The sequence below is a fragment of the Methylobacterium sp. WL12 genome, assembly GCF_008039475.1.
In the GTDB taxonomy this organism is placed as follows: domain Bacteria; phylum Pseudomonadota; class Alphaproteobacteria; order Rhizobiales; family Beijerinckiaceae; genus Methylobacterium; species Methylobacterium cerastii.
Window position 1 is genome coordinate 14,136 of sequence record NZ_VRUW01000006.1, and the last position, 12,038, is coordinate 26,173.

Sequence of the window (12,038 nt, forward strand, 5' to 3'; positions counted from 1 at the left end):
CGTGCGTGCAGACGTAATCCGAGTACCGCCGATGGACGACCTTCTGCGCGAGTTCCTGACCGAGAGCGGCGAGCATCTCGACACGGTCGACACCGAACTCGTTCGCTTCGAGCAGGATCCGAACAACGAAACGATCCTGCGGAACATCTTCCGTCTCGTCCACACCATCAAGGGTACCTGCGGCTTCCTCGGCCTGCCGCGGCTCGAAGCGCTGGCGCATGCCGCCGAGACCCTGATGGGCCGGTTCCGCGACGGCCTCGCGGTGACGAGCCCGGCCGTCAGCCTGATCCTGGCGACCCTCGACCGCCTCAAGCTGATCCTCGCCGACCTCGAAGCCACCGGGACGGAACCCGTGGGCGCCGACACCGACCTGATCGAGGCGCTGGAGCGGATGTCGCTCGGCACGCCCGAGGTCGAAGCCGTCCCCGAGGTCAAGGCGCCCGAGCCGAAGCTGCCCGAGATCGTGGTGCGGGAATGCAAGCCCGGCGAGGTCTCCCTCGACGACCTCGAAGCCGCCTTCCTCGCGGCGCCCGGCCCCGACGACGCGCCCGCGGCCTGGATGCCCGAGCCCGAGCCCGCTCCGGTGGCGGCCCCCGTCGCGGCGGCGCCCGTGGTCCTGGCCCCCGTGGCGCCGGCTCCGGTCGCCCAGGCGCAGGAAGCTCCGGCACCGGCTGTGAAGGCCCCGGCGTCGAGCGATGCGCCGGCGGAAGCCCCCGAGGGGGGCATGGCCAAGATGCAGACCATCCGGGTCAACGTCGACACCCTCGAACACCTGATGACGATGGTGTCCGAACTGGTGCTGACCCGCAACCAGCTCCTCGAGATCGCCCGCAAGCACGAGGATTCGAGCTACAAGGTCCCGCTGCAGCGGCTTTCCCACGTCACGGCCGAGCTGCAGGAGGGCGTCATGAAGACGCGCATGCAGCCGATCGGCAACGCCTGGCAGAAGCTGCCGCGGGTGGTGCGCGACCTGTCGAGCGAACTCGGCAAGCAGATCGACCTCGTGATGCTCGGCGCCGAGACCGAGCTCGACCGGCAGGTGCTGGAGGTCATCAAGGACCCGCTCACCCACATGGTCCGGAATTCGGCCGACCACGGTCTCGAATCCACCATGCAGCGGATCGCGGCCGGCAAGCCGGCCCGCGGCTCGATCCGCCTCTCGGCCTATCACGAGGGCGGCACGATCACGATCGAGATCGCCGACGACGGCAAAGGCCTCGACCTCGTGGCCATCCGCAAGAAGGCGGTGGAGCGCGGGATCGCGACCCAGGTCGACGTCGAGCGGATGACCGACGCCCAGGTCGCCAAGTTCATCTTCGACGCCGGGTTCTCCACCGCGGCGGCCGTCACCTCGGTCTCCGGCCGCGGCGTCGGCATGGACGTGGTCAAGACCAACATCGAGACCATCGGCGGCGTCATCGACATCGCCACGCAGAAGGGGGTCGGCACCACCTTCACCATCAAGATCCCGCTGACGCTCGCCATCGTCGCCGCCCTGATCGTCCGGGCTGGCGAGAGCCGGTTCGCGGTGCCGCAGCTCGCGGTGCTCGAGCTGGTGCGGGTCGACGCCACCGCGCCGCAGCGGATCGAGCGCATCAACGACGCGCCGGTGCTGCGCCTGCGCGAGCGTCTGCTACCGATCGTGACCCTGAAGGGCCTGCTCGGCCAGGACGACACCGGCACCGAGACCGGATTCGTCGTGGTGGCCCAAGTCGGACGCCAGCGCTTCGGCATCCTTGTCGACGAGGTCTTCCACACGGAGGAGATCGTCGTGAAGCCGATGTCGACGAAGCTTCGCCACATCCCGCTCTTTGCCGGCAACACCATCCTCGGCGACGGCGCCGTCGTGCTGATCGTCGACCCGAACGGCATCGCGCGCCAGGTCAGCCAGGGCGCGCAGGGCGGCGGCCCGATCGAGGCCGAGTCGGAGTCGGGCGAGCTCGGCGACCCGAAGACGACGCTCCTCGTGTTCAAGGGCGGCGCCGGCAGCTTCAAGGCGGTCCCGCTCTCGCTCGTCACACGCCTAGAGGAGATCGACGCCGCCAAGGTCGAGTGGCTCGGCGGGCGTCCGCTGATCCAGTACCGTGGCCGGCTGATGCCGCTTGTGCCGGCCGACGAGGCCATCGCGATCCGCACCGAGGGCACGCAGGCGCTGGTGGTGTTCTCCGACGGTGACCGCGCGATGGGCCTCGTCGTCGACGAGATCGTCGACATCGTCGAAGAGCGCCTCGACATCGAGATCGCCGCCGAGCGCTCCGACCTGATTGGGTCGGCGGTGCTGCGGGGCCGCGCCACCGACATCATCAACATCGCCCACTTCCTGCCGCTGGCCTACGACGACTGGGCGCGCGGCACGAAGGCGGCGTCGGTGAAGACGACGACGCTGCTGCTCGTGGATGACTCGGCCTTCTTCCGCGACATGCTCAGCCCCGTGCTGAAGGCCGCCGGCTACCGCGTCGTCACGGCGCCGGGTGCCGAGGAGGCTCTGGCGATGCTCCAGGCCGATCCCCGGATCGGCGTGGTGGTGACCGACCTGGAGATGCCCGGCCGCAACGGCTTCGACCTCGTCGGCGCGATGCGCGGCGGCGACGCGCGGACCGCCGGCCTTCCGGTGATCGGCCTCACCGGGACGATCGGCGCGGAGGCGGTCGAGCGGGCGCGCACGCTGGCGATCAGCGACCTCGTGGCGAAGTTCGATCGCAGCGGCCTTGTCGCGGCGCTCGCCGAGCTCGATGCCCCCCCGGCCGTCGCGGCCCACGCCCGCGCCGCCTGAAGTCCCGACATCCCTCCGGTGCCGCGCCGACCTCGGCGCGAACCGACCCACCTGGTTTGACCGCGCCGCTGCGCCGGGGAGACACCACCATGCAGGCTGCCAACAGCAACGCCACGGAGGCCGGGGCGACCCAGGACTTCGTCACCGTCTTCGTCGGCGACACGATGTTCGGGCTCGCCATCGACCGGGTGCACGACGTGTTCATCCCGGCCGGCGTCACCCCCGTGCCCCTGAGCCCGCCCGAGATCGTCGGGCTGCTGAACCTGCGCGGGCGCGTCGTCACCGCGATCTGCCTGCGTCGGCGGCTCGGGCTTCCGGCGGCCGAGGGCTCGGCGCGGATGGCGATCGGCCTGGAGCAGGGCGGCGAGACCTTCGCCCTCGTGGTCGACGGCGTCGGCGAGGTGCTGAAGCTCGGCACCGAGACCCACGAGCCGGTGCCGATCAACCTGGACGCCCGCTGGCGCGACCTCGCGCTCGGCGTGCATCGCCTCGACGGGCGGTTGCTCGTCATCCTCGACGTGAACGCCCTGCTGGTCTTCGCATCCGACCGGGCCGGCGCGACCGCCGCGTGACGTCGCCGACTGCAACCCACCAAGAGGGTAAGACGCCGTGACCAACGACCCCGCCGAAACCCGCACCTGCCTCGTCGTCGACGATTCCGCCGTGATCCGGAAGGTGGCGCGGCGGATCATCGAGACGCTCGGCTTCGCCGTCACCGAAGCCGAGGACGGCAGCGACGCCCTGCTGCGCTGCGCCGAGGCGATGCCCGACGTGATCCTGCTCGACTGGAACATGCCCAACGTGGACGGCTACGCCTTCCTCCAGGCGCTGCGCCAGCGGCCGGGCGGCACCGGCCCGAAGATCCTGTTCTGCACCACCGAGAACGACGTCGGCGCCATCGCCCGGGCCCTGCGGGCGGGCGCCGACGAGTACATCATGAAGCCGTTCGACCGCGACATCCTCACGGCCAAGCTCGAACAGGTCGGCGTGGTCCAAGCCGACGCCGCCTGACGCCGTCTTCCAAGGCGCGCACGCCGGCTCGTCCGAGGCGGCGGTACCGCGATCGTTTCCAACCCATCATTGTCATTGGGATGTCGAACCCATGTTGGCCGTCAACCCAAGCCTCGCGCCCAAGCCGCGGCCGACCCTGCCGGTGCCGATCAAGGTGCTGATCGCCGACGATTCGGCGGTGGTGCGCGGCCTCGTCGCGCGCTGGATCGGCGAGGCCGGCTTCACCGTCGTCGGCACCGCCTCGAACGGGCGCATCGCCGTCGAGATGATGACGCGGCACGACCCCGACGTGGTGCTGCTCGACATCGACATGCCGGAGCTCGACGGCACCGAGGCGCTGCCGCGCATGCTCGCGGCGAGCCCGACCGTGCAGGTCGTGATGATGTCGACCCTCACGACGCGCAACGCCGACATCTCGCTCAAGTGCCTCGCCCTCGGCGCGGTCGACTACCTCGCCAAGCCCGAGAGCAACCGCGGGGTCACCACCTCCGACGCGTTCCGCGCCGAGCTGGTGGAGCGCGTGCGCCTGTTCGGCGCCGCCCGCGCCCGCCGCCGTGGGCCCGCACCGGCCCCGATCGCGCCCGGCACGCCGACATCGCCGTCTCTCTCGTCGGCGCCCCCGGCGACCGCACCGCGGCCGTCCGCCCCGATCGTGCTGCGTCCGAAGGCCCGCGCGGTGACCCCCAGGGTCTTCCTCGTCGGCGCCTCGACCGGCGGCCCGCGGGCGGTGGGCGAGATGCTGGAGAAGATCGGCGCGGCGACGCTTCGCCGGGTGCCGATCCTGATCGTCCAGCACATGCCGCCGATCTTCACCGCCGTGTTCGCCGAGCATCTCGCCACCCGCACCGGCCTCACCGCCGCCGAAGGCAAGTCCGACGAGCGCCTGGAGCCCGGCCGGATCTACGTCGCCCCGGGCGGGCGCCACATGGGGTTGACCGGAGGGCCGGGCCGAGAGCCGGTGATCCGCCTCGACGACGGGCCGCTGGTGAACTTCTGCCGCCCGGCCGTGGACGTCCTGTTCAAGGACGCCGCCACGCTGTTCGGGCCCGCGACCCTGTCCGTCGTGCTCACCGGCATGGGTTCGGACGGCACCCACGGCGCCCGCGCGCTGGTCGAGGCCGGCGGCGCCGTGCTCGCCCAGGACGAGGCGACGAGCACCGTCTGGGGCATGCCCGGGAGCGTCGCCAAGGCGGGACTCGCCCAGGCCGTGCTTCCGCTTCCCGAGATCGGCCTCGCGCTTCGCGCCTTGCTCACGGGACAGGGCGCATGACCGAGCTCGAATTCGACTACCTGCGCGCCTACCTCAAGCAGCGCTCCGGCCTCGCGCTCACCCCGGAGAAGCGCTACCTCGTCGAGAGCCGGCTTACGCCCGTCTGCCGGCGCTTCGGCCTCGCGACGCTGCGCGACCTCGTCGGCACCCTGAAGGTCGCCCGCGACAAGGCGATCGAAAAGGCGGTCGTCGAGGCGATGACCACCAACGAGACCTTCTTCTTCCGCGACCGCACGCCGTTCGACCTCTTCCGCGACGTGCTGCTGCCGCAGGCCATGGCGCGCCGCGCCGGACAGCGCCGGCTGCGCATCTGGTGCGCGGCGGCCTCGACCGGGCAGGAGCCGTACTCGCTGGCGATCCTGCTGCAGGAGGCCGGCGTCAAGCTCGCCGGCTGGCAGGTCGAGATCGTCGCCACCGACCTCTCGACCGAGGTGATCGAGAAGGGCAAGCTCGGCCTCTACAGCCACTTCGAGGTGCAGCGCGGCCTGCCGGTGCAGTGGCTGCTGAAGTACTTCACACAGATCGGCGAGCAGTGGCAGATCGCGCCGAGCCTGAGGTCGATGGTCGACTACCGGCCGCTCAACCTGCTCAACGGCTTCGAGGCGCTTGGCACCTTCGACGTGATCTACTGCCGCAACGTGCTGATCTACTTCGACACGCCGACGAAGGCCGACATCCTCGGACGCCTGGCCGACCGGCTCGGGCCCGAAGGCGCGCTCCTCCTCGGCGCCGCCGAGACGGTGATCGGGCTGACCGACCGCTTGAGCCCGAACTCGCAGCACCGCGGGCTCTACGGCGTCGCGGCCCCGGTCGTGCGCGCGGCGAGCCCGGTCGCCCCGCCGGCCCCGCAACTGCGGGTCGCCGCCCGCTGACGGGCTCGTCCGCCGGCATTTGAGCCGGCGGCGACCGCGACGATCGGAGACGCCGGAAACATTTCGAAATCTTAAGGGCAACAACTCCTTAACCGCGGCGTGGGCACTTTGCACACGGACCCGCGGCCGGGCGTTTCCGGCGCCTTCACGGGATTGCCCCCATGAGTTCGATCTCCAGCACCACCGCGTCGCAGCTTCAGCCGGCGCAGCGGCCCGTGCACGCCCACAAGAACCGGGTCGCCTCCGAGATCGACAGCCAGGCCTCGGCCGGCACGATCTCCTCGACCGACGCGACCGCGCTGACCAGCGCCCTCGACTCGATCGACGCGAGCCTCAAGTCCGGTAGCAGTGCAAAAGACGGCGCGTCGGCGGCGTCGGGCGGCACCGCGACCGCCCGCCTCGATCCCTCCGCGATGAAGGACAAGATCGACGGCCTGATCGCCGACCAGGTCACCAGCGGGACGCTGACGAACGACCAGGCCACGACCCTGAAGTCGCTCTTCGCCGAGGGCGACAAGAACGCCGGCGGCGCGGTTGGCGGGGCCGGCGGCCGACCCTCCGGGCCGCTCCCCGGCGCTCCGCCGAGCGGCGATGCGTCGTCGGGCCTGAACCTCGATTTCGCGGCCTCCGACACCACGGGCACCGCGTCGACGAGCGACCTCCTGGCGAGCTTCATCAAGCAGCTTCAGGCGACGCAGACGACCGGCTCCGGCTACGCGTCGAGCGGTTCGGCCAGCGCCCGCAGCAGCGCCTCCGCCCTCGTGGTCGACTTCCGAAGCTGAGCGCACGGCCGCCGTGTTGCGGGATGGGAGGGCGGGACGCCGCCGTTCCCGCCGCGCCTTCGACGGTCGCGCGTGTGCCGGCGCGAGACAGGAACGCCGTCTGCGGGTAGGACGCCGTCTCGGCGCCTAGCGGCAGGAGACATTCGATGACGGCAAGGCCGAAGGTCGCGTTCATTGGCACCGGCGGGACGATCTCGTCGCTGGGCCGCGATTCCCTGGACATCCTCGACTACACCGCGACCGGCAACCGGCTGGAGGCGCAGGCGATCCTCGACGCGGTGCCGGAGGTACGCGCGGTTGCCGAGGTCGTGCCCGTCGCCTTCCGCGCCGTGCCGAGCCCGGCGATCGGCTTCGCCGAATGGCGCGACCTGGTGAAGACCTGCGAGCGGCTGGCGGCCGAGCATCCCGACCTCGCCGGCATCGTCATCGGGCACGGCACCGCCACCCTGGAGGAAACCGCCTACGCGCTGAGCCTGACGCTGACCGTGGACGTGCCGGTGGTGCTCGTCGGCTCGCAGCGGCCGATGAGCGCCCTGTCGAGCGACGCCGGGCTCAACCTCGTCGCGGCGATCCGCACGGCGGCGTCGCCGCACTCCCGCGGGCGCGGCGTGCTCGTCGTCCTCAACGACGAGATCCAGGCGGCCCGCGAGGTGACCAAGACGTCGGTCGCCCGGCTGCAGACCTTCCGCACGCCGGATTTCGGCGTGCTCGGCCATGTCGACGGGGCGTCGGTGCAGTACTACCGGCGCTCCGAACGCAGCCACGCTCCGGGCACGCCCTTCGACGTCGGCGCGCTCGACGCCCTGCCGCGGGTCGACGTGTCCTACGGCTACGCCGACGCCGACGGCACGGCGGTGCGCGCCTTCCGCGCCGCCGGCGCGCAGGGGATCGTCTCGGCGGGCCTGGCACCCGGCATGACGCCGCCGCGGGAGGCCGACGCCCTCGAAGAGGCGGCGGCGGCCGGAATCGTCGTGGTGCAGTCGACGCGCGCGGGCAGCGGCGTCGTCCCGCTCACCACCCGCCTGCGGGAGCGCGGCATCCTCAGCGCCGACAACCTGACGCCGCAGAAGGCCCGCATCCTGCTCGCCCTGGCGTTGACGGTGACGCGCGAGCCTTCGGAGATCGCGCGGATCTTCGCGACCTACTGATCCGCCGTGGGAGCACGATGCCGGTTCGCTCGGCCGGTGCGCTCGGCAGGGGTCCGCCATCGACAAGGATCGATGGGAGGCGCAAGACGGTGCCATGGCAATGGCGGCATCATCCATCGTCTCCCTCTCGGGACCGGAACGTGAGCGCATCGCCGCGGATCTGGCCGAGATCGCCTGCGCCGCCGGCGAGATCCTGCTCGGGCACCACGGCCACGACTGCCCGCACGTGCTGAAGGTGGACGGCTCGCCATCGAGCCATGCCGACCTCGAGGCCGAGCAGCTGATCCTGGCCAACCTCCTGGAGCGGTTCCCGGCGATCCCGGTCGTGGCCGAGGAGACCTGCCACGACGTGCCGCCCGCCGACCGGTTCTTCCTCGTCGACCCCCTCGACGGCACCCGCGACTTCCTCGCCGGCAGCCCGGAATTCGCGGTGTGCATCGCCCTGATCGAGGGCAACCGGCCGGTCGCCGCCGCGCTCGCCGCGCCGGGCGTCGGCCGCGTCTGGCAGGCGGGCGTCGTCGCGCACGAAGCGCCGATCGAGGCGGGTCGGCCCGGCTCCATCCGCGCCGTCCACACCCGCCCGGAGCCGAAGGACGGGCTCACGGCCCTGGGCAGCCGCCGCCACGGCGACATCGAGACCGAAGCCTGCCTCGACGCCCTCGGCGTCACGGAACGGCGGCCGGCCGGCTCGGCCCTCAAGTTCGCGCTGATCGCCTCGGGCGAGGCCGACCTCTACGTCCGCTGCGGCCCGACCATGGAATGGGACACGGCGGCCGGCGACCACATCCTCACCGCGGCCGGCGGCCGGGTCGTGACCCCGACCGGGCGGCCGATCATCTACGGCCGGCACGCGATGGCCTACCGCAACGGCCCCTTCGCGGCGCTCGGCGACCCCGCGCTCGCCGCCCGCGTCGCGCTGCCCGACCGGGGGCCGATCCTGCGGCCGCGAGAGAGCGCAGGCGTGCCCGAGCTCACTCCCGTGCTCCGTCCGTGAGCCCCTGCAGGGTGGGCCAGGACGCCTCGGCCTTCGCCGCGAGGCCGGGGTCCGCCACCACCCGGTCGCGGTGTTCGGCGTTTCGGAACAGGTAGAGGCGCTCGTCCACCAGAGCGAAGACGAGCGGGTCCGCGTCGACCAGCCGCCCGTCGAGGATGCCGACGAGGTCGTAGCCGCCGAGCCGCGGCGTGTAGACCGTCGGGTCGCGCAGGAACACGGCCCGGTTGGCGGCGCTGGCGAAGCGCCAGCTCCAACCCGCGCCCGAGACCTCGAACGTCGCCAGGCCCGGCTGCGGCCCCTCCGGCAGAAAGTAGCTCACCGGGTCGAACCCCGCGAGCCCGAGATAGCCGGACGCCGGCGTCTGGCCGCGTGCGGGCCCGGCGAGACCCGCCAGGACGAGGCCGGCGCAGTCACGTCGCGTTAACCACATCGTGTCCACTTGGTCCCCAGTTCTTGAGCCCGACGTTTTCTTGAGCCCGACGTTCGCAACCGGTTTCGCGGCCTCATCGATCGTCGTGCGGAGCGGCGCAAGGCCTGCCGCTTGTCCGGGGGGCGAACGCAGGGCTTCGTCCAGGCGCGCGACCGCGTCCCGTGAAGGCGCCGCCCCGAGCGGATCGAGGAGGAACCATGACCGCACCCGATTCTCCCCGCACAAACCATCTCTGCCAAGCCGACGCGAAACGCCATCCGACACCGACCCGCCGCCATGCTCTGGCCGGCCTCGGTTCGGCCGGCCTCGCCGTGCTCGGCTTGCTTCCAGGCGCCGCCCTTGCTCGCGGTGTCGACGACCCTGGCGCGCCCGAGAATTTCCGCCCGGGCGAGATCGTCGATTCGGGGCACAAGTTCTTCGGCAACGTCTCGCGCGGGCTGGCGCTGACCGTTCAGGAGGCGACCAAGCGCTGGGGCGAGCCCAACGGCTACATCCTCGGGCAGGAGGCCTCCGGCGCCATCGTCGGCGGCGTCCGCTACGGCGAGGGTACGCTCTACACCCGCAACGCCGGCCAGCGCCGGATCTACTGGCAGGGCCCGACCCTCGGGTTCGACATCGGCGGCGACGGCGACCGCACCATGATGCTGGTCTACAACCTGCCGGCGGTGAAGGGCATCTACCGCCGCTTCGGCGGCGTCGACGGCTCGGCCTACTTCGTCGGCGGCTTCGGCATGACGGCGGTGACCAACGACGGCATCGTCGTGGTCCCGATCCGCACCGGCGTCGGCGCGCGGCTCGGCATCAACGTCGGCTATCTGAAGTTCACCGGCACGCCGACCTGGAACCCGTTCTGAGGCGTCGCGAATCGCGATTTCGCGCCCGCGTCCAAAACCGGTTAGACTGAGCGCCAACGTTGGTCGGGCATGCCCGGCTCGCGGGCGCGGTGCACGGGTTCAGCTCGGGTTCCGGTGCCCGTTTCGGCGTGTGGTCGCGTCGTCGCACGAGCGGGCAGGGGTCCGCCGCGCGGCGTCGCTCAAGGGAACGAGTTCGCCCGCGTGATCGAAACCGTGATGGTCTTCGCCCTCGGCTTCCTGGTGGCGACCCTGTGCGCGCTGCTGGCGCTGCCGGCCGTGAACGCGCGCGCCGCCCGGCTCGCGCGGCGGCGGACCGAGGCGCAGCTGCCGCTCTCCGTCGAGGAGATCGCGGCGGAGAAGGATTTCCTGCGGGCCGAGTTCGCGGTGGGGCAGCGCCGGATGGAGCGCGCCGTCGAAGCCGCACGCGCCAAGCGCCACGCCGACATGGCGGCCCTCGGCGGCCGAACGCTGGAGGTGGCGGCGCTCGCCCGCGACGTCGCCGCGCGGGACGCCGAGATTGCGGAAGCGCTCGCGCTCCGGAAGCGCCTGGAAGGCGAACTCGAGACCGCGCAGGCCGACGGCTCGGCGGGCCTCGCGACCCTGCTCGCGCTCGAGGAGGCCCACGCCGACCTGCTCGACAGCCTGCTCGCCGCACGGCTCGATCCAGCCACGCCCGAAGCGACGCTCGCCGACCCGGCCGAGAGCGAGCGCAGCGTCCGCGAAAAGCTCGCGGCCGCCGAGGCGGCGCTCGCACGGTCCGAGTCCGATCGCGGCGAGACGGTCGAGCGCGAGAACGCCGACCTGCGCCGGCGCATCACCGAAGTCGCCGACGCGCTGGCGCAGCGCGAGCGCCTGCCGCCGGTAGCGGCCTACGCGATGCACGCATCGTCGCACTGATCGACCGCCGACGCAGCGGATTTCGAGGGGTGCGCTTGCGAAACCCCTCCGTGATGCCTTGTTTCCACCACGCGATGGCATCATCGCACCGCCATCCCGCATTTCGACCCGACAGATGGAACGACGCCCCATGGCCTTGAAGCTCATGCCCCTCGCCCTCGCGCTCGGCTTGGCCGTGTCGTTCTCCGCGCCGGCCTCCGCCGCGCCCGAGACCAAGCGCGGCAACGAGACCCTGAAGAAGTACTGCACCGGCGATTACCTGAACTATTGCGGTAACCTCGCCCCCGAGGATCCGAAGCTCGACGCGTGCTTCGAGAAGAACTGGAAGTCGCTGTCGGAGAACTGCCGCCGCGCCATCGACGCCTACCAGGCGACCACGGGCGGAAAGAAGGGCTGAGCCCGCGCAAGTCGACCGGCGCGCTTCGGATTCGCGCTGTGGCGCGTGGGCGCTCGCCTCGGGGTGCCGCAACGGCTAAGGTGTGATCCTCCCTCGGGAGGACCACACCCAGAAGTGCCCGCCGGACCCTCCGCGATGCCGCCCTCCCGCGTCCTGACGTCAATCCTAGCCGCAGCCCTCGTCGCGCTCGCGCTGGCGGGCTGCGGCCGCCGCGGCGCCCTGGAGCCGCCGGGCGCCTCGGCCACGGTGCCGGCACGGAACACGGCCCAGGGCACGCCCACGACGACGGCCGGACCTCGGACGCTTCCCGTCAGCGCCGGCCTCGGCGGCGGCGCGCCGGAGCCCGATCCGCTCGCGGTCCGCGCCGGCGACGAGCTGCCGCCATCCGCGCTCGCCCCCGCTTCCGGCACCGAGGCGCCGGTGGAGACGAGCCGCGGCGCCAAGCGCGGCTACCGCATCCCGAAGGATCCCTTCATCCTCGATCCGCTGCTCTAGGCCGCCGCCCGCGCGGCGGACCGCACGCACCGTCACCAAACCTTGCTCTCTCGCCTCGGGGCGAGGTTCCCCCGCGGGCGGGATCACGAGCCGAACGGCGGATCTCGACGCTTCC

General features: G+C 71.9%; 13 protein-coding genes. 12 read left to right on the forward strand and 1 reads right to left on the reverse strand.

Translation table 11 applies throughout. The annotated features are described in order from the left end of the window. Positions 1 to 31: 31 nt before the first annotated feature. From FV226_RS04040 to FV226_RS04075, 8 genes are all read left to right on the forward strand, one after another. Entirely contained in the window at positions 32 to 2,773 is a 2,742-nt protein-coding gene (locus FV226_RS04040; protein WP_147761907.1) for a hybrid sensor histidine kinase/response regulator, read from the forward strand. A gap of 89 nt (positions 2,774 to 2,862) precedes the next feature. After that, positions 2,863 to 3,345 carry a chemotaxis protein CheW gene (locus FV226_RS04045; protein ID WP_147754660.1) on the forward strand — a complete coding sequence of 161 codons (483 nt, stop codon included), beginning with the start codon at positions 2,863 to 2,865 and terminating at the stop codon, positions 3,343 to 3,345. Between the two features lie 37 nt (positions 3,346 to 3,382). Next, positions 3,383 to 3,784: a response regulator gene (locus FV226_RS04050; protein WP_147754661.1), complete on the forward strand. Its 402-nt coding sequence runs from the start codon at positions 3,383 to 3,385 to the stop codon at positions 3,782 to 3,784. Positions 3,785 to 3,875: 91 nt separating this feature from the next. Continuing rightward, positions 3,876 to 5,054 carry a chemotaxis response regulator protein-glutamate methylesterase gene (locus FV226_RS04055; protein ID WP_147761908.1) on the forward strand — a complete coding sequence of 393 codons (1,179 nt, stop codon included), beginning with the start codon at positions 3,876 to 3,878 and terminating at the stop codon, positions 5,052 to 5,054. Further along, entirely contained in the window at positions 5,051 to 5,926 is an 876-nt protein-coding gene (locus FV226_RS04060) for a protein-glutamate O-methyltransferase CheR (protein ID WP_147761909.1), read from the forward strand. The genes FV226_RS04055 and FV226_RS04060 overlap by 4 nt, the downstream gene beginning before the upstream one ends. Before the next feature lie 161 nt (positions 5,927 to 6,087). Then, positions 6,088 to 6,708, forward strand: coding sequence for a hypothetical protein (locus FV226_RS04065; protein ID WP_147761910.1), 621 nt, complete (start codon positions 6,088 to 6,090; stop codon positions 6,706 to 6,708). Positions 6,709 to 6,854: 146 nt separating this feature from the next. Beyond that, positions 6,855 to 7,856 (forward strand): asparaginase, encoded by a 1,002-nt coding sequence (locus tag FV226_RS04070; protein WP_147761911.1) that lies wholly within the window; start codon positions 6,855 to 6,857, stop codon positions 7,854 to 7,856. A 100-nt stretch (positions 7,857 to 7,956) separates the two neighbouring features. Further along, entirely contained in the window at positions 7,957 to 8,850 is an 894-nt protein-coding gene (locus tag FV226_RS04075) for a 3'(2'),5'-bisphosphate nucleotidase CysQ (protein ID WP_238272713.1), read from the forward strand. On the opposite strand, the gene FV226_RS04080 is transcribed toward FV226_RS04075, so the two are convergent. Then, positions 8,828 to 9,280: a YHS domain-containing (seleno)protein gene (locus FV226_RS04080; RefSeq protein WP_246685637.1), complete on the reverse strand. Its 453-nt coding sequence runs from the start codon at positions 9,278 to 9,280 to the stop codon at positions 8,828 to 8,830. The two genes, FV226_RS04075 and FV226_RS04080, sit on opposite strands and share 23 nt — an antisense overlap. Before the next feature lie 197 nt (positions 9,281 to 9,477). Here FV226_RS04080 and FV226_RS04085 point away from each other — a divergent pair, with 197 nt between their 5' ends. The 4 genes from FV226_RS04085 to FV226_RS04100 all read left to right on the forward strand — a co-directional run bounded on the left by FV226_RS04085 (position 9,478) and on the right by FV226_RS04100 (position 11,923). Beyond that, a complete protein-coding gene (locus FV226_RS04085; protein ID WP_147752617.1) occupies positions 9,478 to 10,134 on the forward strand; it encodes an EipA family protein in 657 nt (218 codons plus the stop codon). Between the two features lie 201 nt (positions 10,135 to 10,335). Then, entirely contained in the window at positions 10,336 to 11,031 is a 696-nt protein-coding gene (locus FV226_RS04090) for a hypothetical protein (RefSeq protein ID WP_246691488.1), read from the forward strand. 130 nt (positions 11,032 to 11,161) lie between these two features. After that, positions 11,162 to 11,428, forward strand: coding sequence for a 3',5'-cyclic-nucleotide phosphodiesterase (locus FV226_RS04095; RefSeq protein ID WP_147752616.1), 267 nt, complete (start codon positions 11,162 to 11,164; stop codon positions 11,426 to 11,428). Positions 11,429 to 11,563: 135 nt separating this feature from the next. Beyond that, positions 11,564 to 11,923, forward strand: a complete 360-nt coding sequence (locus FV226_RS04100; protein WP_147761913.1) for a lipoprotein — start codon at positions 11,564 to 11,566, stop codon at positions 11,921 to 11,923. The last annotated feature ends 115 nt before the right edge of the window (positions 11,924 to 12,038 follow it).

Excerpts from the sequence above, each read along its gene's own strand:
- FV226_RS04040 (WP_147761907.1), top strand. The coding sequence starts at position 32 with ATGGACGACCTTCTGCGCGAGTTCCTGACCGAGAGCGGCGAGCATCTC.
- FV226_RS04045 (WP_147754660.1), top strand. The coding sequence starts at position 2,863 with ATGCAGGCTGCCAACAGCAACGCCACGGAGGCCGGGGCGACCCAGGAC.
- FV226_RS04055 (WP_147761908.1), top strand. The coding sequence starts at position 3,876 with ATGTTGGCCGTCAACCCAAGCCTCGCGCCCAAGCCGCGGCCGACCCTG.
- FV226_RS04060 (WP_147761909.1), top strand. The coding sequence starts at position 5,051 with ATGACCGAGCTCGAATTCGACTACCTGCGCGCCTACCTCAAGCAGCGC.
- FV226_RS04065 (WP_147761910.1), top strand. The coding sequence starts at position 6,088 with ATGAGTTCGATCTCCAGCACCACCGCGTCGCAGCTTCAGCCGGCGCAG.
- FV226_RS04070 (WP_147761911.1), top strand. The coding sequence starts at position 6,855 with ATGACGGCAAGGCCGAAGGTCGCGTTCATTGGCACCGGCGGGACGATC.
- FV226_RS04075 (WP_238272713.1), top strand. The coding sequence starts at position 7,957 with ATGGCGGCATCATCCATCGTCTCCCTCTCGGGACCGGAACGTGAGCGC.
- FV226_RS04080 (WP_246685637.1), bottom strand. The coding sequence starts at position 9,280 with ATGTGGTTAACGCGACGTGACTGCGCCGGCCTCGTCCTGGCGGGTCTC.
- FV226_RS04085 (WP_147752617.1), top strand. The coding sequence starts at position 9,478 with ATGACCGCACCCGATTCTCCCCGCACAAACCATCTCTGCCAAGCCGAC.
- FV226_RS04095 (WP_147752616.1), top strand. The coding sequence starts at position 11,162 with ATGGCCTTGAAGCTCATGCCCCTCGCCCTCGCGCTCGGCTTGGCCGTG.
- FV226_RS04100 (WP_147761913.1), top strand. The coding sequence starts at position 11,564 with ATGCCGCCCTCCCGCGTCCTGACGTCAATCCTAGCCGCAGCCCTCGTC.